Source organism: Rhodococcus sp. WB9, from assembly GCF_007558985.1.
Lineage (GTDB): Bacteria > Actinomycetota > Actinomycetes > Mycobacteriales > Mycobacteriaceae > Rhodococcus_F > Rhodococcus_F opacus.
On record NZ_CP041769.1, the window covers coordinates 2,708,485 to 2,731,457 of the forward strand.

The window sequence follows — 22,973 nt, forward strand, 5'->3', positions numbered from 1 at the left end:
GGCACCGACTGTAGGTGAGTGAACGGTGTGGCCGGTGTCTGCACCGTTGCCTAGGCTGGTTTCGTGAGCGTCGCCGACAGCGATACCGCGGTGTCGTCCGGGGCCTTCCGGCGCCCGGCGGCACCGTTACGCGCGCTGGTCACGGGATACGACGGCTATCGGCTGGCCGGATTCGAGCCCGGCATCCACCTCGGTCTGCCGTCGCCCTCCCTCACGGTGGTCGTGACGATCGACGAGCCGCTCGACATCGCCGCCCAGGCGACGCCCGAGCAGGCGCCCGGTCGTTTCGCCACTCTGGCCAGCGGCATCGCCACGGCACCGGTGACGATCCGGCACGACGGCAACCAGCACGGCGTCCAACTGGCGCTCAGCCCTCTCGGCGCCCGAGCGCTACTGGGGGTGCCCACCGCCGCCCTCGGCTCCTGGGTCGTCGGGCTCGAGGAACTGCTCGGTCCCGACGCGCGGGAACTGACCGAACGGCTGTCCCTCGAACCGGGCTGGGACGAGCGGTTCGCGATCCTCGACGACGTCCTGACTCGCCGCGCGGCGCCGGCCGAGATCGACCCGCACCTCACCCGCGCCTGGCATCTGCTCGTCGCCGGTGAGGGCACCCGGGTCGGTGACGTCGCGCACGAGGTCGGCTGGAGCCGAAGGCATCTGGTGAACAAATTCGTCGCAGAATATGGCGTGACGCCCAAGGACGTGGTGCGGTTGTCGCGTTTCCACCGTTCGCACCGGATGCTCGAGAGTGCTGCCGGGGTGACGCTCGCCGACGTGTCCGCGGTGTGCGGCTACTACGACCAGGCCCACATGGCGCGGGACTGGCGCGACCTCGCGGGCGTCGCACCGTCGCGGTGGCGCGAGATCGACCCGTTCTCATTCGTCCAAGACCCCTACCACGACGACGGCGCAGAGTGATGGCATGACTACTTCGACGCACACCACATGTGTGTGGCCCACCTTCGTCTACCGCGATGCGCGGGCCGCGATCCGCTTCCTCGTCGACGCCTTCGGATTCGCCGAGAACGCGGTGTACGGCGAGGGCGACCGGGTCGATCACGCCGAACTCGGCTGGCCGAAGGGCGGCGGGATCATGCTCGGCTCGCCCAGGGAGGACTCGGTCATCAGCGACCTGCCGCCGGGGACCGGCTCGGTGTACCTCGTGGTCGACGACCCCGACGCCCTCCACGAGCGCGCGGTGGCCGCCGGTGCCACGATCGTCCGCGGACTCCGGGACGAGGACTACGGATCGCGCGGATTCACCTGCCGCGACCCCGAGGGCGTGTTCTGGAGTTTCGGCACCTACACCGGCTCGTAGACCGGCCCCATCACGCCCCGTGCCCGGCCGGGACGTCCTCGCCGGGCTTCGGCGGAGGTGGCGGTGCGCCGTCCCCGAACGGCCTGCCGCCCAGCTGTTCACGCCCGTGTGGTTCGAGCCAGCCGGACAGGTCGGGACCCTTCGGCACGATCCCGGTGGGATTGATATCGGTGTGCACGATGTAGTAGTGCTGCTTGATCTGGGTGAAGTCGATGGTGTCGCCGAACCCGGGTGTCTGGAAGAGGTCACGGGCATACCCCCACAGCGCGGGCATCTCGTCGAGTTTGTTCCGATTGCACTTGAAATGTCCGTGGTATACCGCGTCGAACCGGGCCAGGGTGGTGAACAGGCGCACGTCCGCCTCGGTGATCGTGTCCCCGACGAGGAACCTGCGGTCGGTCAGTCGGTCCTCGAGCCAGTCGAGACGGGCGAACAGGCGGTCGTACGCGGAGTCGTACGCCTCCTGCGATCCGGCGAAACCACACCGGTACACCCCGTTGTTGACGTCGCGGAACACGAGATCGGCGACCTCGTCGATCTCGTCGCGCAGCGGCTCGGGGTAGAGGTCGGGCGCGCCCTCACGCTGGTACCGCGTCCATTCCGAGGACAGATCCAGGGTGATTTGGGGGTAGTCGTTGGTGACCACCTGCCCGGTGGGGACGTCGGCGATCGCGGGCACGGTGATGCCCCGCGAGTAGTCGGGGAAACGCGCGAAGTACGCGTCCTGCAGGCGCGGGATCTTCAGCACGGGGTCGAGCCCGCCCGGATCGAGATCGAAAGTCCAGCTGCGCTTGTCGTGGGTGGGGCCGCACAGTCCCATCGACAACACGTCCTCGAGTCCGAGCAGTCGCCGCACGATGATCGCGCGGTTGGCCCACGGGCACGCCCGGGCGGCGACGAGACGGTAGCGGCCGGGTTCGACGGGATAGCCGTCGCGGCCGTCGGCCGTGATGCGGGTGGGGATGTAGTGGGTGTCGCGCGTGAACTCGGCGCCGGATTCGACGTAGGCGCCTTCCGTGCTGTGCGGTTCTGCCGTTCGGTCTGTCATGGTCGACTCGTCCCCGTCTTTCGGTGTGTCTCAGAGCGTACTTCGGGAGATCGTGACCGCGGCGTACGTTCCCAGTTCCCGGTACCCGGCGCGAGCGGCGAGCGCGCGCGAGGCCAGATTGTCGCGGGGTGAACGGCATTGGGCGATCAGGCCGCTGTCGAGCGCGTCGTCGGTGGCGATCCCGGCGACCGTGGCGCCCAGTCCCCGGCGCCGGAACTCCGGCGCCGTCAGCACGCCGACATCGGCGAGGAAGCCCTGGAACTCGGCGTACCCGGCGGAACTGACCGGTTGCTGCGCGTCGTCGAGAATCGTGAACCATCGGTCGCGGTCACCCAGATGGGCCTCGGTCACGTCGTCCGGGGGACACGCCTCCTCGACCTGCCGGACGTGGTCGTGTTCGTGGGAGACGAGCGGTGGCTGCCCGGTCGCGGGATCCTGGTAGTCGGTGCCGAACGCGAGCACCAGGGGACCGGCGCACCGTCCGGACCGATCCTGGGTGAGGGCGAGCAGGGTTGCGGATTCGGTCAGTTCCGCCGACGTGTGCCCGTCTGCACGCTCGATCGCCCACCGCGGTCCGACGAGCGCGGACGTCTCGCCCAGGCGCAGGAATCGGATCGTGTCCGTGTCGTCGTCCACCCGGACGGCGCGGTCGTCGGCGCCCGGCCGGGTGGACAGTGCGTCGTCGGGCAATCCCAGTTCGCGTGACCAGGCGAGTCGAATGATGTCGAGGTGATGGGAGTCCACGAGACCCACGGTAACCGCTTGTTCCGCATCGGCCCGGACGGTATATTCCACGTGGAGTATTCGACTTGGAGGAGTGGAAGGTGGTGACCGTGGCACTCACCCCGCTCGGTGTCACCATCCTCGGTCTGCTGTGTGAGCGCACGATGCATCCGTACGAGATGTACCAACTCGCCGCCGCCCGGCGTGGGCGCGTCGTGAAGATCCGGCCGGGGTCGCTGTATCACACCGTGAGCAGGCTCGAAGGTGAAGGGCTGGTGCGCACCACCGGTACCGACCGGGCGGGAAACCGGCCCGAACGCACCATGTACGAGGTCACGGAGGCGGGCCGGGAGGCCCTCGTCCAACGGGTGAGCGACATGCTCGCCACCCCGGTGCACGAGTACCCGCAGTTTCCCCTCGCCCTGGCGGAGGCGCACAACGTCGACGCCCCCGCCGTGGTGGAACTGCTCCGGGAACGGCTCGATCACCTCACCCGCGAGATCGACGAGCTCGAGACCGCCGCCGCTCTCGCCTGTTCCACCGAGACTCCCAGAATCTTCCTCCTCGGCAACGAATTTCTCGTCACCGTCGCCCGCGCGGAGCACGAATGGCTCAGCGCCCTGGTGGCCGACATCGACTCCGGAGCCCTCCCCTGGCTTTCGCCGGAACTTCTCGAACGACTGACACACTCACGCCGGATCCCATCCGGTTCAGCAAAGGATTGACGATGGACACCGAGCGCACCGCACCACCCACGTCGCCACCCGAGCATCGAAATCCGTGGCCGGCCCTGTGGGCCCTCGTCATCGGCTTCTTCATGATCCTCGTCGACAGCACCATCGTCGCGGTGGCCAACCCGGCGATCATGAACGACCTGCACACCGACATCAACAAGGTCGTCTGGGTCACCAGCGCGTACCTGCTGGCCTATGCGGTGCCGCTGCTGGTCACCGGTCGACTCGGTGATCGGTTCGGTCCCAAGAACATCTACCTGATCGGGCTCGTCCTGTTCACCGGGGCGTCGCTGTGGTGCGGCCTGTCCGGCACCATCACCATGCTCATCGTCGCCCGGGTCTTCCAGGGACTTGGCGCCGCACTGATGACGCCGCAGACGATGGCCGTCATCACCCGCACGTTCCCGCCGGACCGCCGCGGCACCGCGATGGGTCTGTGGGGCGCCGTCGCCGGTGTCGCCACCCTGGTGGGACCGCTCGCGGGTGGCGTGCTCGTGGACAATCTCGGCTGGGAGTGGATCTTCATCGTCAACGTGCCGGTCGGCGTGATCGCGTTCGTGCTGGCCTGGCGGCTGGTGCCCGCGCTCGAGACCCACGAGCACAAGTTCGACATCCCCGGTGTCGTACTCAGTGCGCTCGGCATGTTCTTCCTCGTGTTCGGAATCCAGGAAGGCAGCTCCTACGACTGGTCGGCGACCGTGCTGGCGTCGATCGGCGCCGGCCTCGTCCTACTCGGCATCTTCGTCTGGTACCAGTCCTGGAACAAGAACGAGCCGCTCCTGCCGCTGGGCCTGTTCACGGACCGCAACTTCTCGCTCGCCAACGTGGCGATCACCGCGATGGGGTTCGCGATCACCGCGATGGTCCTGCCGCTGATGTTCTACACGCAGGCGGTGCGGGGTCTGTCGCCGACGAAATCGGCCCTGCTCCTCGTGCCCATGGCCGTTCTCACCGGTGTGTTCGCCCCGTTCATCGGCAAGCTCGTCGACCGCACCCACCCGCGGTACATCGCGGGCGCCGGATTCCTGCTGTTCTCGATCGCACTCGGCTGGCTGGCCATGGTCATGTCGCCCGACGTGGCGATCTGGGAACTGCTGCTGCCGATCGGTCTGATCGGTCTCGCCAACGCGTGTATCTGGTCGCCGCTCGCGGCCACCGCCACGCACAACCTTCCGCCCCATCAGGCGGGCGCCGGAGCCGGCGTCTACAACACGACCCGCCAGGTCGGCGCCGTCCTCGGCAGCGCCGCGATCGGCGCGCTCATCACGGCCCGCCTGTCCGCGCAGGGGCTGAACAGCGACAGCCAGGAGGCCGGCGTCGGCGAGATGCCCGAATTCGTGAAGGAGCCGTTCGCGACGGCGATGTCGCAGTCGATCTGGCTGCCCGCCGCCGTCCTGCTGATCGGGTTCATCGCCTCGGTGTGTTTCGCGCGACCGTTGCGCGAGAAGAGGCCTGGAGTCAGTGCGGGCGACGCAGCCAGTCGGGAAACATCACTGCAGGGTTGAGGTAGTCGGCGGGATCGAACGCCCGCTTGATCGTCCACATCGCGGTGATGTCCTCGCGGCTGAGGGCGAGGTCGAGGTAGTTGCGCTTGTGTGCGCCGACACCGTGTTCGGAGGCGATGTTGCCGCCGTGATCGCGGATCAGTTCCGTGACCGTCCGGTACAGCACGGACTCGTCGGGGCAGCGCAGCACGTTGAGGTGGACGTTGCCGTCGGCGACGTGCCCGAACAGCACCGGGATCGCGTCGGGGGCCCGGCTCGTCACCAGCGCGACCGCGTCGGCGACGAACGCGGCCAGGGTGTCCAGCGGGAGGGCGGCGTCGAACTTCAGCGGGGGCCCGAACAATCCGACCACCTCCGCGAACGCATCCCGCGCCGCCCAAACCCGGGCGCGGCCTGCGGGATCGATCCCGACGGCGGGTTCCTCGTCGGGAGCGCACTGCGCCAGGGCCTCGGCCAGTTCGGCGGTGAGATCGCGATGGCCGGCCAGTTCCACGAGGAGGTACCACGGCAGACCCGTGGGGACCGCGAAACTCAGCCGCGAGGAGGCCAATTCGAGCCCGCGGCCGTCGAGCATCTCCACGGCGTCGACCCCCTCGAGCCGCCGGACGACGCGAGCGGCGTCGATCAATCCGGGCAGTTGCGCGAAGCCGGCGAGGGCGGTCACTCGGAACTCGGGCACGGGGCGGAGCGTGAGGTCGACAGTGGTGACCACACCGAGAGTCCCCTCGCTGCCGACCCACAGCGCGGGCAGGTCGTATCCGCAGTTCTCGGCGCCCACCCGCATGCTGCGCCGCACGATCGCCCCGTCGGGGAGCACGACCTCCAGGCCCAGCACCTGCGCCGACATGTGTCCGTACCGCACGGTGTGCAGCCCACCGGCATTGGTCGACACCATGCCGCCGATCGTCGCGGAATCGCGGGACGCGATGTCGACGCCGAACAGCAGTCCGGCGTCGGCGGCGGCGTTCCGGAGCGTCGAGAGGGTGACCCCGGCGCCGACGGTGACGCGCAGGTTCTCGCGGTCGACGGCGCCGACCGCGGTCAGTCGTTCCGTCGACAGCAACACGTCGTCGTGCTCGGGCACCGTCCCTGCTTCGAGTCCGGTGCGGCCGCCCTGCACAGTGACCTTCACCCCGGCTCGGCGGCAGATGCCCAGCACGGCCGAGACTTCCGCGGCATCCGCGGGCCGGACGAGTGCACTCGCCCGCCCGCTGTAGCGCCCCGTGTGGTCGATGGCCCGGGCGGCGAGCACGTCCGCGTCCACGGTCACGAACCGTTCTCCGACGACGTCGGCCAGCGCCGCGCGCAGCGAGTCCACACCCCGATCGTAGGCGGAACACGTGTGGCAGTCTGGCGGCATGACTGAGCCTGCAGCCGCGCATCCCACCCGACTCGAGCGTGTCCGTACGGACGCCGGCGCCGAGATCGCGATCCTGACGTTCGCCCACGGCGCACTGAACCTCTTCGATCAGGCGATGTTCGACGCCGTGCAGGCCGACGTCGCGGCGCTCGCCGAGGATCCGCCGCGCGCGGTGCTGCTGCGCGCAGAGGGCAAGGTGGTCTCCGCAGGAGTGGACGTCCACGTGTTCGACGGGCTCACGGCGGAACAGGGCGCGGACCTGTGGCAGGAGTTGTTCGCCGAGATCTGCCATCCGCTCGAGGCGCTGCCGTGCCCCGTCGTGTACTCGGCGCACGGACTGACGCTGACCGCGGCCTTCGAGATCGCGCTCGCCTGCGACATCATCCTCGCCGCACCGAAGGCGAAGTTCGGACTGGTCGAGACGGTGGTGGGGCTGACCCCGTCGATGGGCGGACCGCAGCGGCTGGCCGAGCGGGCGGGGTCGGGCCGCGCCCGGGAACTGGTGATGACCGGCGACCTGTACGACGCCGCGACGCTGCGCGACTGGGGCGTGGTCAACGCCGTCCACGAGGACGTCGACGCGGAGGCCCGCGCCCTCGTCGCACGCCTGGCGGACGGGCCGACGCGCGCACACGACGCCACGAAGCAGATCATCTCCGCGTGGCGGTCGGGTGGGGTCGCGCACGCCGACTCGATCACGCCCGACGTGTCGGGTGCGCTGTTCGAGACCGACGACCTCCGGGGTGCGGTACGCAGCTTCCTCGACGTCGGACCGGGCAAGGCGACGTACCGCGGGCGGTAGGCGTCGGCGAACTGCTCCCCGTAACTGTGACGGGCGTCATATAGTCGTGGCAACGTCCCGGTCGCGCAGCAGTGTCGTCAGCGGAGGTGCAGATGCCGTCGTCCCTCGTCGAGTACCCGAGTAGTGGTCCCTTCTTCCACGACGACCGGGTGGTCCGTGGTCGCGACGGCCTGCTCCGGTACGGCGGGCTCAACCCGTCGCTCACCGAGCTGCTCGACATCTCCGTGCACCGCTACGCGGGCCGGGTCGCCGTCGAGGAGGACGGTGGCCGGTCGCTCACGTTCTCGCAACTGTGGACGTCCGCGGCGCGGGTGGCCGGCGGGCTGAAGTCGAAGGGCGTCGAGATCGGCGACCGCGTCGCCGTCCGGCAGCCCATGGGGATTCGTTGGGTCGAGGCCTTCCTCGGGGTGTTGCTGGCCGGCGGCGTGCCGGTCGGGGTGAGCCCGGCGCTCGACGACGCGCGGACCGGTGAGGTGCTCGCCGACAGCGAATCGGTACTGATCCTCGACGGCGAACTGCCGGAGGGGATCTCGTTCATCGACGACGGCGCGAGCCCCGACGAGCTGGTGCTGCTGTCGTACACGCCCGGGCCGTCGGAGTCCCCGAAGGGGGTGGAGCTGAGTAACGAGAACGTCCTCTCGACCATCGAATCCGTGCTCCATGTGCGCGGGTTCAGCTCCGAGGGACTGCGGAATCTTCTCGTCGAACCCGAACTGCACACCGTCGGATCCCTCGTCGAACTGCTCTCGACGCTGGTGGTGGGCGGAACGGTCCTGCTGACCGGGAGCACCGACGCGGCGTCGTGGCGCGGCACCGGTGCCGACGTGCTCACCGCGGCACCCGCCGTCCTCCTGCGGGCCGTGGAGAACTCGCGGGTGACGAGTTTCGGCCGGCGCGCGGTGCGCTGGATCGACTACAGCGGCTCCGGGCTGTCCCTGGAGCAGTCGCAACTGCTCCGGCGGACGTTCCCTGCGGCCAGGCACTTCCTCGGGTGGGGAATGACCGAAACGTGCGGGGCGGGCCTGGCGCTGCCCGACGAGTGCGCTCTGACACACGCGGGCAGCGTGGGCGTCGCGTTCGGCGGGATGGAGGTGGCCCTCCTCGGTCCCGACGCCGGCCGCGGTATCGGCGAATTGCTGTGCCGCGGTCCGGGAGTCAGCCGCGGCTACTGGAACCGTCCCGAGGTCACCGCGAAGACCTTCACGGGTGGCTGGTTTCACACCGGCGACACCGCGAATATCGACGGCGACGGCTTCGTCCGTATCGTCGACCGCGACACCGCTGCTTAGGTGGTGCGAAAGGCAGGTATCCACCCGTGAGCTCTCCCGTCGCCGAGCTGCACATGCACATCGAGGGTTCCCTCGAACCCGAGCTGATCTTCGCGCTGGCCGAACGGAATTCCGTGCAGCTGCCGTACACCGACCTCGACGATCTCCGCTCGCGGTACGAGTTCACCGATCTGCAGTCGTTCCTCGACCTGTACTTCGCCAACATGCAGGTGCTGCGGACGGCGCAGGACTTCGCGGACCTCACTCGCGCCTATTTCGCCCGGGCGTCGGCGGGCGGCGTCGCGCACGTGGAGTTCTTCTTCAACCCGCAGGCTCACGTCAATCGTGGTGTGCCGCTGCACGAGGTGCTCGACGGGATCATGGACGCGGTGGGAACAAGCGAGCGGGAGTTCGGCCTCAGCAGCGCCGCGATCGCCGCGATCCTGCGGGACCGTCCCGTGCACGAGGCGGAGGAAGTGTTCTCGGAGATCATCCGGCTGCAGACGCCGATCGTCGGGCTCGGCCTGGACTCGGCCGAGGTGGGCAACCCGCCGTCGCTGTTCGAGGACGTGTTCGCACGCGCCCGGTCGGAGGGGCTGCACGTGGTCGCCCATGCAGGCGAGGAAGGCCCGCCGGAGTACATATGGCAGGCGCTCGATCTCCTCGGCGCCGAGCGCATCGACCACGGGGTGCGGGCGCTCGAGGACCCGGCGCTCGTGGCGCGTCTGGTGGACGAGGAAGTGCCGTTGACCGTGTGCCCACTGTCGAACGTGCGACTGTGTGTCGTCGATTCGCTGTCCGAGCATCCGCTGCGGACCATGCTGGAGGCGGGTCTGCTCGTCACCGTGAACTCCGACGACCCCGCGTACTTCGGCGGGTACGTCGACGACAACTTCGCCCAGTTGCGGGATCAGCTCGGCCTCACGGATGCCGAGCGGGAAACCCTCGCGCGCAACTCGATCACGGCGTCGTTCGCGAGCGACGCGCGCAAGGCGCAACTGCTCCGCGGCTGACGGTTCCGGCCGTCAGTCGATCAGCCCCGTGTCGCCGAGACTCGCGACGACCGCCAGGACGTCGCGGTCACGGCCGTGTGGGCCGACCAGGCAGAGACCGACGGGAACTCCGTCGTCGGTGCGCAACGGCACGGTCGCGTTGGGCAGTCCGGAGATGCTCGCGAGGCAGGTCAGCATGCCGGTGGCGCGCATCGTGTTCCGGAACCGGTCACCGCTGGGGTAGCTCGTCCGCTCGGGGGCCGTGGAGGAGGTCGCGGGCAGCAGGAGCAGCCTGTCGCCCACGTACGCGGTGATCGTCTGCGACGCCTCGGCGAGCTTGATCAGTTTCCGGCCGTACGTGGATTCCCAGATGCGGCTCGCGGCGGCGAAATTGCGGCCGGGTTCGTCGCCGAGCGACGTCATCGCCCCGCTCACCCAGTCGCCGTGCAGCCGCCACGCCTCGTAGCCCTGCACGGCGACGAGGGCGTCGTACCAGTCGGGAAGCCGGCCGATGTCCGTGTCGGTCCACGTCAGCCGGGGGAGGGAACTCTTCTCCCACGCGGTGAGGGCGCGCCGCACCGCGCCGAGCGCCCCCGCCTCGGCGACGGCGTTGATGCCGTCGGAGGTGAGCGCGCTGCGGAACGGGGTCTCCGCCGTGAGCGGGAGAAGCGCGCCGGAGACCGCGACGAGGGTGTCGAGGTCGCCGCAGACCCATGCGGGGGTGTCGAACGTGGGGGACAGCGGAAACAGCCCGTCGGTGGAGACGGCGCCCCGGGACGGCGCGAAGCCGTACAGGCCCTGATACGAGGCGGGGATGCGGACGGAACCGGTGGTGTCGACACCCAATCCGATGTCGGCGGCACCCTGCGCGACTGCACTCGCGGCACCCGAGGTCGCACCGCCGGGCAGGCAGTCCTCGGCGCGGGGGTTGGGCGGCGTACCGAACTGCTGGTTGATGCCGGAATGCCCGTAACCGAGGTCGTCGGTCTGCGCCAGGCCGACGACCCGGGCGCCCTGACCGAGGAGGCGCGCCACCACTGCGGCGGTACCGGTTTCGACGGGTGCCTCGGCGAGCCGCCGTCCGCTGCCCGCACCGATCTGCTGTCCCGCAACGGCGTACAGGTCGGTGACGGCGAGTCGCTTGCCGGCGAGGGGCCCGTCACCGGTCGGCGCGACCAGCGGATCGCCCTGTATGCGCCACGTCGCCTTGTCGACGGGCGCGAACTCGGACACCGCTCCGCCGCCCGGAACGGACAGGCCGTCGGGAAGCGGCGGAACCTCCGGGTCGTGCAGGCGTTCCCCGCACGCGCCGAGCATCACGGCACCGAGCGCCGCCGCCCCGGAGGCACCCGCGACGCGAAGGAAGTCGCGACGGTCGAAAGATCGACTGGGGGCCACCTAGCTCACGTTAGCGACCGAGGACCTGCTGGAGGTACGCGTTGCCGAACATTCGCTCGGGGTCGTACTTGTCGCGCACGGCGACGAACTCGTCGAAGTTCGGATAGGCGGGCCGCAAGTCCTCGGCGGTGCGGCTGTGCATCTTGCCCCAGTGCGGTCGCCCGTCCACTTCCCGGGCGATGGCCTCGACCGCGGAGAAGTACGGCTCGTGATCGCGGCGATGGTACTGGTGCACCGCGATGTACGCCGTGTCCCGACCGTTCGCCGTCGACAGCCACACGTCGTCGCCCGCGGCGAACCGGACCTCGACGGGGAACGCGACCGTGAAACCGGACTTCTCCACCCACGAGTCGATCGCCGCGAGAGTGTCGGGAAGCGCCTCGGTGGGAACCGCGTATTCCATCTCCCGGAACTTGACCCGGCGCTCCGACGCGAAGACGCGGTAGCTGCGATCGGTGAATTCGCGCGCGCTGAGCATGCGCGACGACAGCCGATTGATCTTCGGGATCGCAGCCGGCGCATGGCCGGCGACCCTGTTGATGCCCTCGAACAGGACGTTGGCGAGCAGTTCGTCGTCGACGTAGGCGCGGACCGGGTGGAGGGGAGAGACCGGGGTGTCACCGGGTAGCCGGGTGTTGCGTTTCGTCAGCACGCGGCGGGTGTGCGGAAACCAGTAGAACTCGAAGTGGTCGATCGTGGTGCGGTCGTGGTCGAGCCGGTCGAGGGTGGCGTCCAGTGACTCGGGCTTCTCGACGGCGTGCATCACGTAGTGCGGCACGCACTGGATCGTGACCTTCGAGATGATGCCCGCGGCGCCGAGACCCAGCCGTGCCGCCTCGAACAGTTCGGGGTTCTCGGTGGGGGAGCAGTCGGCCACCGAGCCGTCCGCCAGCACCACCTGCAGGGCGCGGACCTGAGTGGCGAGGCCTCCGAAACGCGCTCCGGTGCCGTGGGTTCCGGTGGACAGCGCACCCGCGATGGACTGCACGTCGATGTCGCCCAGGTTGATCATCGCCAGGCCACGGTGCCACAGTTGCTCGGTCAGGTCGTGCAGCCGCGTGCCGGCGAGGACGGTGACGAGGGCGCCCGCCGGTTCGTCGAGGGTGACGGATTCGATTCCGGTGAGGGCGTCGAGGCTGACGAGGATCCCGTCGGTGACGGCGACCCCGGTGAAGGAGTGCCCCGACCCCACGGCCTTGACCCGCTGTCCGTGCTCCGCGGCACCGCAGACGAGCGCGCTGAGTTCCTCCACCGAGCGCGGTGTCGCGAAGCGCAGCGGGTTCGCCGTCTCGGTGCCCGCCCAGTTGCGCCATGTGTCCTGTGCCATTCGCCCATCATGAACCTGGACGCTCGTCCAGGCAAATGGCGGGTTGGTCGGGCGTCCGTGTTGGTCACGGGCGCGGCCCCCGCAGGTTCTACGATCAGAGGATGCTGAACAGGCTTCCTGCGGATGAACGTCGTGCCCAACTCGTCGAGTCGGCGCTCGCCATCGCGGAGCAGCGCGGCGTCGCGTCGGTCACGGTGCGTGCCGTGGCGGAGGAGGCGGGCGTCTCGCTCGGGGTGGTGCACTACTGCTTCGAGAGCAAGGAGGAGCTCCTCGCGGCGATGGGCGAGAGCCTGGTTCTACAGCTCAGCGCGTCGATGCGACTGGCGTTCGGTCAGGTGCGGCACGCGCCGGACCTGCGCGGGATCGACGGTCTGCGCGAACTCCTCCACATCGGGATCAGCGGAATGTGGCCGATCATCGAGGCCACCCCGGACCGCCAGTTGCTGACGTACGAGATCACCGCGCAGGCGTTGCGGCACCGGGCGTCCGGGAGCGAGCGGGCCGGCGACATCGCCGGTCAGCAGTATCGGACCATGGACGAGGAGGCGATCGAGTTCCTCGCCGAGTGTGCCCGCATCGCCGAAGTCGGCTGGGCCACCCCGGTCGAGGCGATCGCGCGGTTCGGGCTGGCCATCCTGGACGGGCTCGTGCTGCGGTGGCTGGTCGACCGCGACAGTGAGGCGATGATCGCGGCGCTGGACGACATGGTGCACGTGATCGCGTCGAAGGCGGTCGAGCAGGCCTGAGCGGGCCCGTTTGATCTGGACAATCGTCCAACTCGATGGTTGACTGGCGTCGCAGACCGATGGAAAAGATTGGACGAACTGTGACGCCCACGCTCGACCGTCTCATCGCCTCGACGACCGAGGTCGACCCGCCGTTGGCCGCACTCGACCTGACCACGCTGCGCGCCAACGCCGCCGACCTGGTGCTGCGTGCGGGCGGCACCCCCGTCCGCGTCGCCAGCAAATCCGTCCGCTGCCGCGCGGTACTCCAGGTCGCCCTGGGGGAGAATCTCACCGGGGCCGGCGGGTTCCGCGGGATCATGGCGTATTCGCTGCGCGAGGCGATCTGGCTCGCCCGGCACGGCGCGGACGACATCCTGATGGGCTACCCGACGGCCGACCGCGGGGCACTCGCAGAACTCGCGGCCGATCCCGAACTGCTGAACAGGATCACGTTGATGGTCGACAGCGACGACCACCTCGACTTCGTTCTCGCCGCGGCAGGCACCACGTCCCTCCCGGCCCGGCTGTGCATCGACGTGGACGCCTCGTTGCGGTTCGGGCCGGTCCACATCGGGGTGCGCCGTTCCCCGCTCCGCGAACCGTCCGCCGTCGCCGCGTCCGCGAAGCGCGCCGCGGGGCGGGGATTCGCCGTCGTCGGTGTCATGTTCTACGAAGCGCAGATCGCGGGTCTGCCCGACTCCAGTCCGCCGATCGGTTGGATGAAGCGGGCGTCCGCGAAAGAACTCGCGACCCGTCGCGCTGCCGTGGTGAACGCCGTGCAGTCGGAGGTCGGGGTGCTCGAGATCGTCAACAGCGGGGGCACCGGCTCGCTGGAGGTGAGCTCCGCGGACCCGGTCGTGACGGAGGTGACAGCCGGCTCCGGTCTGTACGTCCCGACGCTCTTCGACAAGTACCGCGCGTTCCGTCCGCACCCGTCGCTGTACTTCGCCCTGTCGACGGTCCGGCGGCCGGCACCCGGCATCGCGACGCTGTTCGGCGGCGGCTACATCGCCTCCGGTCCCGCCGGGGGCAGTCGCGTGCCCACGCCGGTGTGGCCGCCGCGGCTGAAGCTACTGCGCAACGAGGGCGCCGGTGAGGTCCAGACCCCGGTGACCGGAAAGGCGGCAGCGGATCTCGGCATCGGCGACCGGGTGTGGTTCCGGCACGCGAAGGCCGGCGAGCTGTGCGAGCGGTTCACCGAGGTGCACCTCGTCGAGTCGGACGGCTCCCGCACCGTGGTGCCCACCTACCGCGGCGAAGGTCAGTGCTTCGGCTGACCGGTGAGCCGCATGAAGGCACCCAGCTCGGTCAGACCTTCCGGGGTGCTCGGCATGTACTGCGTCAGCGATTCCGACCGGATGATGATCGCAGCCCACTTGCCGCGGGACACCGCCACGTTCATCCGGTTCCGCGACAGCAGGAACGACATGCCGCGCGGCACGTCCTCGATCGCCGACGCGGTCATCGACACGATGGCGACGGCCGCCTCCCGCCCCTGGAACTTGTCGACCGTACCCACCTCGACCTTGTCGAGGCCGACCGCGGCCAGATCACGTTCGATCAACCCGACCTGCGCGTTGTACGGCGCCACGACCAGGATGTCGGACTCGCCGAGTGGGCGGGTGCCCTCGAACTCGCTGGGGTCGGTCCAGCCGGAACCGAGCAGCTTCGTGATCCGGTTGACCACCTCCCGCGACTCCTCGGGGGATTGGGTGGCGTTGCCCTGGTGGTCGACGAAGACGGTGTGCACACCCGGTTCCATGCCGTCGAGTCGTCGTGCGGCACTGGCCGATTCCTGTGAACGCAGCTTGCCGTCGTAAGACAGTGTCGACACGGGCGCGCACAGTTCCGGGTGCATCCGCCACGTGCGTTCGAGAAAATATCCCCGGCTCGCGGGCAGCGCCCCGTGCCCCTCGGCGAGCCACCCGAGGGCCGATGCGTCCACCGGTTCCGGGTGGGTGCCCTGGCTGACCTGCGGAAGTTGCTGAGGATCGCCGAGAAGCAGGAGATTGCGGGCCGCGCCGCCCACCGCGATGGTATTGGCGAGAGCGAACTGCCCGGCCTCGTCGATGACCAGCAGATCGAGGCTGCCCGGCGGAACCCGGTCGGTGTTCGCGAAGTCCCATGCGGTCCCGCCGATCACGCAGCCCGTTCCCTCGGCCTGGTCGATGAAGCCGGGGTAGTCGTTGGAGCTGATGTCGGTCCACGTCGCGGCGCGATGCCGCCCGTCCTTCTTCGCGACGAGTTCGGCGGGGAGCCCGGCCTTCACGACGCCGCCGAGCATGTTCTCGATCACCGAATGCGACTGTGCGACCACGCCGATCCGCCAGTGGTGCCGCTCGACGAGCGCCTTGATCACCCGGGCCCCGGTGTACGTCTTGCCGGTGCCGGGAGGCCCCTGCACCGCGACGTACGAGTCGTCGAGGTCGAGTAGTGCCGCGGTGATCGCGCCCGCGTAATCCGTGCCGTCGACGGGTGGGAGCGGATTCCCGCTCCGGGTGCGCGGGTCGGACCGCCGCAGAATGTCCACCGACGCGCACAGCGGGAGCTTCGGCAGCGGCGAGCACATGCCGTCCGCGGCCACCGCGATGGACGATTCGATCCGGTCGGTCGTGATCGGGGGCCCGGGGGTGATCGCCGTCGGAAGTTGCACGTACTCCTCGCCGTTCAGGAGTTCCTCGACGATCACCACGTCGCGGCGCCGGCCGTCCTTCCCGACGTCGAGCACATTGACCGTGCACGTTCCCCGTTGCTGCGGATTGTCGCCCGCGACCGCCTCGGGTGCAGGGGTGTCGTACAGCGCGTACATCGTGGTCCTGGGCCCCACCGTGCTCCCGGTCCCGAAACGGCCGGTGAGCTGAAGTCGCCGGCGCAGCTTGCGCTGCCGCGGGCTGCTCTTGTGCCAGTTCTCCTCGACGACCGCGGACGACACCACCAGAACGTCCCGGATGTCCGACAGTTCGTCGTGCGGCACGACCAGCCGGTCGAAGTGCGCCCACCAGAACGGTTTCCGCTCACGGCGGTGATAGCCGACCGCCGCCGCCATGAGCGCCGCCGCCTGCTGGTCGTGACCCCGGTGCTCGCTCGGTCCGTGCCCGGCGAACTCGCGTAACGCCGCCTCCGCGGGGGTGCATTCCTCGGTCACCGGGGTGGGCCCGTCGCCGGGCGGCCGGAGGGCGACGCCGTGCGTCTTCGCCTGCCCGATCAGCCAGTCGCGCAGCCGCAGCGTGGAATCGCAGTCGTACTCGTTGTAGTCGGCGATGCCCTGCAGCAGCGCGCGTGCCTCGTCCTCCCGGCCGTTGTCGCGGTGATCGCAGTAGTCGGCGTACGCGACCACCGATGCGGCGGCGTTGGTGACGTCGCCGTCGCGCGGCTGCTCCGGCATGTACAGCGGTTCGAGCTTCTTGATGCTGTAGGACCGTTCGCCGATGCGCAGGCACCCGCGCACCACCGGATACAGATCGACGAGGACGTTGTCGCGCAGCAGGGTGTCGACGGTCTCCTCGCCGACGCCGTGCCGTCCCGTCAGCCGCAGCAGCGCCGACTTCTCGTACGCGGCGTAGTGGTAGATGTGCATGTTCGGGTACTGCTGACGACGCGCGGTCACGTAGTCGAGGAAGTCGACGAGTGCCTGCCGCTCCTCGGCGCGGTCGTGTGCCCAGAACGGCCGGAACACGGCGGCGTCGGCGGGACCCTCGACCACGCCGAAGAGGTATTCGAGACCCCAGTCCGTGGATCCGTTCTCGGCCCAGAGCGGGTCGCCCTCGAAGTCGAAGAAGATGTCGCCGACGTCCGGTTCGGGCAGTCCGCCGAGCGCCTGCGGGGCGTACACCTGGAACTCGGGGGTCCCCGAGGACTCCTGGCGCAACTGCAGGGCGGCCTGCGCGCGCAGCGATTCCAGGGTGCGCTCGGGCAGGCCCTCGACGCTGCCCGCGTGCGCGGCGAGGGCGTCGAGAGTGCTGATCCCGGCCGCGATCAGCCGGCTCCGCTGCGTCGTGCGCATTCCGGCCACCAGCAGGAGGTCGCGGTGCCGCTCCACCTCCGGGGTGCACGTGTCGCACCGGCCGCACGCCGTGTACCGGGGGTCGCCCCACTCCGCGAGGGACTGCTCGTCGCGGTGCTCGTCGAGAATTCGCTCGAGCGAGGAGCGTCGCGCGGAGTACACGGGAACGATGTCGCCGAGCGAGTGCGCCGAGTCGCTGTCGTCGCCGAGCAGCAGGTGGACGTCCGGTGAGGTCGGGATTCCGTTGTCGGCCAGTGCTTCCGCGTACGCGGCGAGCTGGAGCAGGGCCGACACCTTCGCGTGCCGGGACAGTTTGGTGTCGTAGACGGCATACGTGTCGCCGTCGCGGACGAGGAAATCGCAGAAACCCAGGAAGCGGCCGTCGAAGAACGTCCCCTGGTACACGACGTCGGCACCGCCGCGGATCGCCTCCACGGTGGCCAGGTTCGCCTCGGACAGTCCCACCGCGGTGTACTCGGGACGGTCCATCGTGACCACCCCGTCGCCGTACTCGGCGCGGAACTGCTCGAGCCGGCGATGTTCGTGAGCATCGCCCAGGCTCGACGTCCGTTTCAGCATGGGGTCGTCGTCGACGGACATGGTGGCGGAACCGGCCCCGGCGAGCCCGAGCGTGGCGTCCAACCGGCGCAGCAACGCGAACTCGCAGGTGGCGGCCGCGGAGAGGTCGCTGGCGCTGTAGACGATGGTGTCGTCGAGGAGGAACACAGCTACGTCCCCAGTTCTGCCGGTGAGTTCACCCGGCAGATTGTGCCATCGGGGTGCGACAGAGCCAGAATGGCAGCCATGCCCTTCTTCGACGGCCACTCCGGACGAGTCCACTACCGGCACTGGAGCGCGGTGGGAGGACCCGCCGCGCAGCTGGTGTTTCTCCACGGCATGGGGCAGCACACGGGTCATTACCACCGGTTCGCGCGCGGACTCACGCCCGCCGGAATCGGGGTGTGGGGAATCGACCAGGCCGGTCACGGACTGTCCGAAGGCGACCATCCGGGATCCGTGGCGGACCTGGCGGAGGACGCCGCGCTTCTCACCGGCCTCGCCGGCAGGCACGCACCGGATGTTCCGCTCGTGCTCATGGGGCATTCGCTCGGCGCCGCGGTCTCGATGGAACTTCTCGCGTCCGGTGACGCCGGTTTCCGGTGCGCGATTCTGTGCGGGACACCGAAGACCGCAGCCGTGCAGCAGACGGCGGATGCGCTCGAATCACTCGGGATACCGCTGCTCGTGGTCCACGGCGTGGACGACCGCATCGCACCGATCGACCCTGTCCGGGACTGGGCGGCGGGGATCGGAGGCCTCGAATTCCGGGAGTTCGACGACGCCGGACACGACCTGCTCCACGAGAAGGTCCACGCGACCGTGACCGCGGTGGTCCGCGACTTCATCCTCGGCGCTGCGCGCCCGTGAGTGGTCGAGGAGTCTCTGGACTCCTCGACCACTCACGGGCGGCGGAGCCGCTTACGCGTAGATGGCCTCGATGGCCGCGCCGTGCTCCTTGTGGATGACGTTCCGCTTGAGCTTCAGGGTGGGCGTGAGCTCACCGGTCTCCTGGGTGAAGTCGACCTCGAGGATGCGGTACTTCTTGATCCGCTCCGGGTTGGACACCTTCGTGTTGCCCTCGGCCACGGCCTCGTCGATCTCGGCGACCAGGTCGGGGTTCTTCACCAGTTCGGACACCGGGGTGTCGGCTGCCAGTCCGTGGCGTTCCTTCCAGCCCGGGAGGGTTTCGGAGTCGAGGGTGATGAGCGCGCCGATGAACGGCTTGCCGTCACCGACGACGAGGCACTGGCTGATCAGCGGGTGCGCGCGGAGTGCGTCCTCGAGGACCGCGGGCGCGACGTTCTTGCCGCCCGCGGTGACGATGATTTCCTTCTTGCGGCCCGTGATCGAGATGTAGCCCTCTTCGTCGATCGAGCCGAGATCGCCCGTGTGGAACCAGCCGTCCCGGATCGAATCCGCGGTGGCCTGCTCGTTGTGCCAGTAACCGCCGAACACCACGGGACCCGTCAGGAGCAGTTCGCCGTCCTCGCCGATCTTCGCGGCGTGGCCGTCGATCGGCTTGCCGACGGTGCCGACCTTCTGTGCGCGGGTGGTGTTCACGGAGATGGCCGCGCTCGTCTCCGTCAGGCCGTAGCCCTCGTACACCGGGACGCCGATGCCGCGGAAGAAGTGACCGAGGCGTGCACCGAGTGCGGCGCCCCCGGAGACGGCGCGGTCGCACTCGCCGCCGAGGGCGGTGCGCAGCTTCGAGTAGACGAGCTTGTCGAACAGGGCGTGCTTGAGCTTGAGGCCCAGCCCGGCGCCGCCGTTGTCCTGCGCCTCGCTGTACGCGATGGCCGTGGCGGACGCCTTCTCGAAGATGCTGCCCTTGCCGCCGTCGTATGCCTTCTGCTTGGCGGAGTTGTAGACCTTCTCGAACACCCGCGGCACCGACAGGATGAAGTGCGGCTTGAACGCGGCGAACTGGTCGAGCAGCGTGGTGAGGTCGGCGGTGTGCGCGACCGTGACCTTGGCGTCGAACGCACCGAAGGAGATGGCGCGGGCGAAGACGTGCGCGAGGGGCAGGAACATCAGGGTGCGCCTGCCTGCGTACATCGCGTCGCTGAGCGCCAGCTTCACGGCCGCGGACTCCGCGTAGAAGTTGGAGTGCGTCAACTGCACGCCCTTGGGGCGGCCCGTGGTGCCCGACGTGTAGATGAGAGTCGCGGGGGAGGACGCGCGCACCTGGTGACGACGCTCGTGCAACTGCTCGTCGGTGACGCCTTCGCCGCGCTTCGACAGTTCGTCGATCGCGCCGCCCTCGATCTGCAGAACCTCACGCAGGTCCGGCGCGGCGTCGGTGACGACCTTCAGCGCGTCGGCCTGCTTGGCGTTCTCGACGACCAGCAGCGACGTGCCGGAGTCTTCGAGGATCCACTTCGCCTGATCGGGTGCGGACGTTTCGTAGATGGCGACGGTGCACCCGCCTGCCGTCCAGATCGCGTAATCGATGACGACCCACTCGTACCGGGTCGCCGACAGGATCGCGACGCGGTCACCGAGCTCGACGCCGGAAGCGATGAGGCCCTTCGCGACGGCGGAGACCTGCTCCGCGAACTCCGCGGCGGTGACGTCTACCCAACCCCCGTTGCCGGGGCGCTTGAACGGAACGAACTTCGGGTCTTCCTCGGCATGACGGAAGACCGTGTCCGCCATGGAGGCGTCCTCCGGAATTGAGAACGACTGCGGTACCGAGAATTCACGCACTATGACCCCTCCACTGAAACGACATGACGGATGTGCATTTGATCACATTTGTCCCAGTTTCGCACCAGGGTCGATGTCCGTTATGTGTATTTCTTGTCTGATCAGCGGAGATAAGTGTAACTCGGCGTAAACTGATAACTCAGGCGGCCTCTTCCAGACGGCGCGAGTTGGCCGACAGCCAGCGCCGGATCGCGTAGTTCAACTGGTCCGGATCGACACCGAGTTCGGTGGCGGTCGCCTCGAGGATCTCCTCGGCGAGGCCGTCGTCGGTGGCTTCCGAAATGCCGAGCGCGCCGCTGATGAACACGTCCGCCACCCGATTCGGCCGGACCCCGGGGATCCCGGCGAGCATCAGGAAATGCGCCCACGTGACGTCGCTGCTCTCCCCGCACACCTCGATCCACGCGTCGTGGATCTGCTCCAGGGCGGCTTCGTCCCGGGCGGCCTCGAGAAGGTCGTCGATGCTGTTGATCCGGAGCTGGTGTAGTCGCTCCGCCGCCAGCTGGATGTGGCGCGCTTCGATCGGCACACCGGTCGCGGAGTACCGCCTCTTGTACGAACCGACCTTGCCCGCCCACTGATCCGAGCTGCCCGCCTCCTCGAATGTGCGGAGAAGGTCGCGCGCGCCGTCGGTGAGGGGCTGATCGGGGTGCGCCCGCCGGTATGCCAGATAGCGGTCGACGACGGCGACCTCGCTGTGCCCGGCGCTCGACTGCACCGATTCGATGATGCAGAGGGCGAGGCTGTGCCGGTAGGCATCGGAGGTGACCCAGCCGGACGGGTCTCCCAATCGGTCGCGGCACGCGGTGACGACGGTTTCGACGGTATCGGCAGAGACGGTCACGAGATCCTCCAAAGGCAGTCTGTTCTGTGCTCTGTCCGGTGTATCGACAGGGCCTCCGGGAACGTTGCACTGGAGCTGAAGATTCCTCGAGAACCACCGTCAGTGGTGGGCCAAAAGGTCTGTGACCTCGCTGTCCGAGAGTTGATGGAAATCGTCGTACGCGTTGCCGACTCCGCCGAGATCGGCCGGGATGTACGGGCAGACCACCTCGTCGGCGGTCACGCGCAGACGTCCGACGGCCTCCGGGGCCGCCACGGGGACCGCGACGATCACGCGTGCCGCGCCCAGCTTCTTCACCGATTGGCAGGCCACCGCCGCGGTCGCGCCCGTGGCCATGCCGTCGTCGACGAGGACGGCCGTGCGGCCCTTGAGCGACACGCGCGGTTTCCCGCCGCGCAGCACCCGCGCCCGCCGTTCGAGTTCGCGGCGCTCCTTCGCCTCGACCATGGCGAGTGCGGTCTTGCTGATCCGGGCGATGCGGATGACGTCGTCGTTGATCACCCGGGATTCACCCTCACCGATGGCGCCCATGGCGAGTTCCGGCTGCCACGGGACACCCAGTTTGCGGACGAGGACCACGTCGAGGGGCGCAGACAGGGCGGCAGCGATCTCGAACGCGACGGGGACGCCGCCCCGCGGCAGACCGAGCACCACCAGATCGGTGCCGCGCAGGTGCTCCAATGCGGCGGCCAGTCTGCGGCCGGCGTCGGCGCGACTGGTGTACAACATCGACGCTCCGTGATCGGGGAGAACGGTTCGTCTCCGACGCTACTCCCGATCGGGCCGTTCAGATCTCGCTGACGGTGAATCGGCGCAGGGCGAGGGCGGGGTTCTTCTCCCGCACCTCGGTGATCCGCTCCGCGCTGACCGCCGCGACCGCTGTACCCACCCGCTCACCGAGGGAGGCGAGGGTCACGCCCATCGGATCGACGATCATGCTGTTGCCGGCCCCGGTGCGCGCGCTCTGGTCGGCGGCGGCCACGTACACGGTGTTTTCGATGGCGCGTGCCCGCACGAGAGTGGACCAGTGGTCCTCCTTCAACGGTCCGGGCACCCACTGTGCGGGCAGCAGCAGCACGTCGGCGCCCGCGTCGACGATGCGGCGGGTGACCTCGGGGAACCGGAGGTCGTAGCAGGTCTGCATGCCGAACGTGAGGCCGTCGACGGCGAAGGTCTCCGGGGCGCCGATCTCCCCGGCGCGGATGACGTCGGATTCCTTGTAGCCGAACGCGTCGTACAGGTGGAGTTTGCGGTAGGTGGCGACGATGTCGCCGCCCGGTCCGAGCGCGACGAGGGTGTTGGAGATGTGATCGTCCCCGAGCAACTGCTCGTTGACCCCGGCAATCAGGTGGACCTCGAGTTCCTTCGCGGTCGCGGCCAGCCCGCTGACGAACTCGCCGTCCAGGCCCTCGGCCGACTCGACGATCCGCTCGTCCGTTCTCGGCGCCGTGAACATCGCGTACTCCGGCGCCACCACCACCTTCGCGCCGCGGCCCGCGGCCTCGGCGGCGAGCGTGCGGAGGGTGCGCAGGTTCTCCTGCTTGTCCTGACCGGGAGCGAACTGAATGACAGCGACATCGACCATGCCGTCCACGCTAGGCGACGCGGTGCGGCAGGTGTCTCCCGTCCCGGTCGCCGCGTATTTCCGCGGCGTGG

General features: G+C 69.1%; 20 protein-coding genes. 10 read left to right on the forward strand and 10 right to left on the reverse strand.

Going from position 1 to position 22,973, the window contains the following annotated elements:
- Window positions 1–63: 63 nt before the first annotated feature.
- Both FND50_RS12505 and FND50_RS12510 read left to right on the forward strand, forming a co-directional pair.
- Window positions 64–918 (forward strand): helix-turn-helix domain-containing protein, encoded by an 855-nt coding sequence (locus tag FND50_RS12505; protein WP_144285976.1) that lies wholly within the window; start codon window positions 64–66, stop codon window positions 916–918.
- Between the two features lie 4 nt (window positions 919–922).
- Window positions 923–1,318 carry a VOC family protein gene (locus tag FND50_RS12510; RefSeq protein WP_144285977.1) on the forward strand — a complete coding sequence of 132 codons (396 nt, stop codon included), beginning with the start codon at window positions 923–925 and terminating at the stop codon, window positions 1,316–1,318.
- 10 nt (window positions 1,319–1,328) lie between these two features.
- Here FND50_RS12510 and FND50_RS12515 read toward each other — a convergent pair whose 3' ends face one another.
- A complete protein-coding gene (locus FND50_RS12515; RefSeq protein ID WP_144285978.1) occupies window positions 1,329–2,366 on the reverse strand; it encodes a glutathione S-transferase family protein in 1,038 nt (345 codons plus the stop codon).
- A gap of 30 nt (window positions 2,367–2,396) precedes the next feature.
- Entirely contained in the window at window positions 2,397–3,119 is a 723-nt protein-coding gene (locus tag FND50_RS12520; protein ID WP_144289040.1) for a GNAT family N-acetyltransferase, read from the reverse strand.
- A 71-nt stretch (window positions 3,120–3,190) separates the two neighbouring features.
- Between FND50_RS12520 and FND50_RS12525 the strand changes: the two genes are divergently transcribed.
- Both FND50_RS12525 and FND50_RS12530 read left to right on the forward strand, forming a co-directional pair.
- Window positions 3,191–3,814, forward strand: coding sequence for a PadR family transcriptional regulator (locus FND50_RS12525; protein ID WP_260850974.1), 624 nt, complete (start codon window positions 3,191–3,193; stop codon window positions 3,812–3,814).
- A gap of 2 nt (window positions 3,815–3,816) precedes the next feature.
- A complete protein-coding gene (locus tag FND50_RS12530; protein WP_005574839.1) occupies window positions 3,817–5,328 on the forward strand; it encodes an MFS transporter in 1,512 nt (503 codons plus the stop codon).
- Here FND50_RS12530 and FND50_RS12535 read toward each other — a convergent pair.
- Entirely contained in the window at window positions 5,282–6,646 is a 1,365-nt protein-coding gene (locus FND50_RS12535; RefSeq protein ID WP_144285979.1) for an FAD-binding oxidoreductase, read from the reverse strand. The genes FND50_RS12530 and FND50_RS12535 overlap by 47 nt on opposite strands.
- Window positions 6,647–6,686: 40 nt before the next feature.
- On the opposite strand from FND50_RS12535, the gene FND50_RS12540 reads away from it, so the two are divergent.
- The 3 genes from FND50_RS12540 to FND50_RS12550 all read left to right on the forward strand — a co-directional run bounded on the left by FND50_RS12540 (window position 6,687) and on the right by FND50_RS12550 (window position 9,771).
- Window positions 6,687–7,490, forward strand: a complete 804-nt coding sequence (locus FND50_RS12540; RefSeq protein WP_005253751.1) for an enoyl-CoA hydratase/isomerase family protein — start codon at window positions 6,687–6,689, stop codon at window positions 7,488–7,490.
- A 92-nt stretch (window positions 7,491–7,582) separates the two neighbouring features.
- Complete coding sequence (locus FND50_RS12545) at window positions 7,583–8,779, forward strand: class I adenylate-forming enzyme family protein (protein ID WP_144285980.1); 1,197 nt, start codon at window positions 7,583–7,585, stop codon at window positions 8,777–8,779.
- A gap of 26 nt (window positions 8,780–8,805) precedes the next feature.
- On the forward strand, window positions 8,806–9,771 hold the full coding sequence (locus FND50_RS12550) for an adenosine deaminase (protein WP_005253753.1): 966 nt from the start codon (window positions 8,806–8,808) through the stop codon (window positions 9,769–9,771).
- 12 nt (window positions 9,772–9,783) lie between these two features.
- On the opposite strand, the gene FND50_RS12555 is transcribed toward FND50_RS12550, so the two are convergent.
- The gene (locus tag FND50_RS12555; RefSeq protein WP_144285981.1) at window positions 9,784–11,148 is read right to left on the reverse strand and encodes an amidase family protein; all 1,365 of its coding nucleotides are present in this window, start codon (window positions 11,146–11,148) and stop codon (window positions 9,784–9,786) included.
- A 10-nt stretch (window positions 11,149–11,158) separates the two neighbouring features.
- On the reverse strand, window positions 11,159–12,475 hold the full coding sequence (locus tag FND50_RS12560; protein WP_144285982.1) for a D-arabinono-1,4-lactone oxidase: 1,317 nt from the start codon (window positions 12,473–12,475) through the stop codon (window positions 11,159–11,161).
- 101 nt (window positions 12,476–12,576) lie between these two features.
- Between FND50_RS12560 and FND50_RS12565 the strand changes: the two genes are divergently transcribed.
- Both FND50_RS12565 and FND50_RS12570 read left to right on the forward strand, forming a co-directional pair.
- Window positions 12,577–13,221, forward strand: a complete 645-nt coding sequence (locus FND50_RS12565; protein ID WP_005564766.1) for a TetR/AcrR family transcriptional regulator — start codon at window positions 12,577–12,579, stop codon at window positions 13,219–13,221.
- 59 nt (window positions 13,222–13,280) lie between these two features.
- Window positions 13,281–14,480 (forward strand): amino acid deaminase/aldolase, encoded by a 1,200-nt coding sequence (locus tag FND50_RS12570; protein WP_144285983.1) that lies wholly within the window; start codon window positions 13,281–13,283, stop codon window positions 14,478–14,480.
- On the opposite strand, the gene FND50_RS12575 is transcribed toward FND50_RS12570, so the two are convergent.
- Window positions 14,465–17,932 carry a bifunctional RecB family nuclease/DEAD/DEAH box helicase gene (locus FND50_RS12575; protein WP_144285984.1) on the reverse strand — a complete coding sequence of 1,156 codons (3,468 nt, stop codon included), beginning with the start codon at window positions 17,930–17,932 and terminating at the stop codon, window positions 14,465–14,467. The two genes, FND50_RS12570 and FND50_RS12575, sit on opposite strands and share 16 nt — an antisense overlap.
- A 78-nt stretch (window positions 17,933–18,010) precedes the next feature.
- Here FND50_RS12575 and FND50_RS12580 point away from each other — a divergent pair, with 78 nt between their 5' ends.
- Window positions 18,011–18,634: an alpha/beta hydrolase gene (locus FND50_RS12580; RefSeq protein ID WP_144289042.1), complete on the forward strand. Its 624-nt coding sequence runs from the start codon at window positions 18,011–18,013 to the stop codon at window positions 18,632–18,634.
- A gap of 51 nt (window positions 18,635–18,685) precedes the next feature.
- On the opposite strand, the gene FND50_RS12585 is transcribed toward FND50_RS12580, so the two are convergent.
- From FND50_RS12585 to FND50_RS12600, 4 genes are all read right to left on the reverse strand, one after another.
- On the reverse strand, window positions 18,686–20,473 hold the full coding sequence (locus FND50_RS12585; RefSeq protein WP_005564760.1) for a long-chain fatty acid--CoA ligase: 1,788 nt from the start codon (window positions 20,471–20,473) through the stop codon (window positions 18,686–18,688).
- A gap of 139 nt (window positions 20,474–20,612) precedes the next feature.
- The gene (locus FND50_RS12590) at window positions 20,613–21,317 is read right to left on the reverse strand and encodes a hypothetical protein (RefSeq protein ID WP_007295739.1); all 705 of its coding nucleotides are present in this window, start codon (window positions 21,315–21,317) and stop codon (window positions 20,613–20,615) included.
- 99 nt (window positions 21,318–21,416) lie between these two features.
- Complete coding sequence (locus tag FND50_RS12595; protein ID WP_005253762.1) at window positions 21,417–22,046, reverse strand: phosphoribosyltransferase; 630 nt, start codon at window positions 22,044–22,046, stop codon at window positions 21,417–21,419.
- A 58-nt stretch (window positions 22,047–22,104) separates the two neighbouring features.
- Window positions 22,105–22,902 (reverse strand): carbon-nitrogen hydrolase family protein, encoded by a 798-nt coding sequence (locus FND50_RS12600; RefSeq protein ID WP_144285985.1) that lies wholly within the window; start codon window positions 22,900–22,902, stop codon window positions 22,105–22,107.
- Between the last annotated feature and the right edge of the window lie 71 nt (window positions 22,903–22,973).

Coding starts and splice junctions, on each gene's coding strand:
- FND50_RS12545 (WP_144285980.1), top strand. CDS start 7,583: ATGCCGTCGTCCCTCGTCGAGTACCCGAGTAGTGGTCCCTTCTTCCAC.
- FND50_RS12530 (WP_005574839.1), top strand. CDS start 3,817: ATGGACACCGAGCGCACCGCACCACCCACGTCGCCACCCGAGCATCGA.
- FND50_RS12565 (WP_005564766.1), top strand. CDS start 12,577: ATGCTGAACAGGCTTCCTGCGGATGAACGTCGTGCCCAACTCGTCGAG.
- FND50_RS12560 (WP_144285982.1), bottom strand. CDS start 12,475: ATGGCACAGGACACATGGCGCAACTGGGCGGGCACCGAGACGGCGAAC.
- FND50_RS12595 (WP_005253762.1), bottom strand. CDS start 22,046: ATGTTGTACACCAGTCGCGCCGACGCCGGCCGCAGACTGGCCGCCGCA.
- FND50_RS12515 (WP_144285978.1), bottom strand. CDS start 2,366: ATGACAGACCGAACGGCAGAACCGCACAGCACGGAAGGCGCCTACGTC.
- FND50_RS12510 (WP_144285977.1), top strand. CDS start 923: ATGACTACTTCGACGCACACCACATGTGTGTGGCCCACCTTCGTCTAC.
- FND50_RS12600 (WP_144285985.1), bottom strand. CDS start 22,902: ATGGTCGATGTCGCTGTCATTCAGTTCGCTCCCGGTCAGGACAAGCAG.
- FND50_RS12570 (WP_144285983.1), top strand. CDS start 13,281: ATGGAAAAGATTGGACGAACTGTGACGCCCACGCTCGACCGTCTCATC.
- FND50_RS12540 (WP_005253751.1), top strand. CDS start 6,687: ATGACTGAGCCTGCAGCCGCGCATCCCACCCGACTCGAGCGTGTCCGT.
- FND50_RS12580 (WP_144289042.1), top strand. CDS start 18,011: ATGCCCTTCTTCGACGGCCACTCCGGACGAGTCCACTACCGGCACTGG.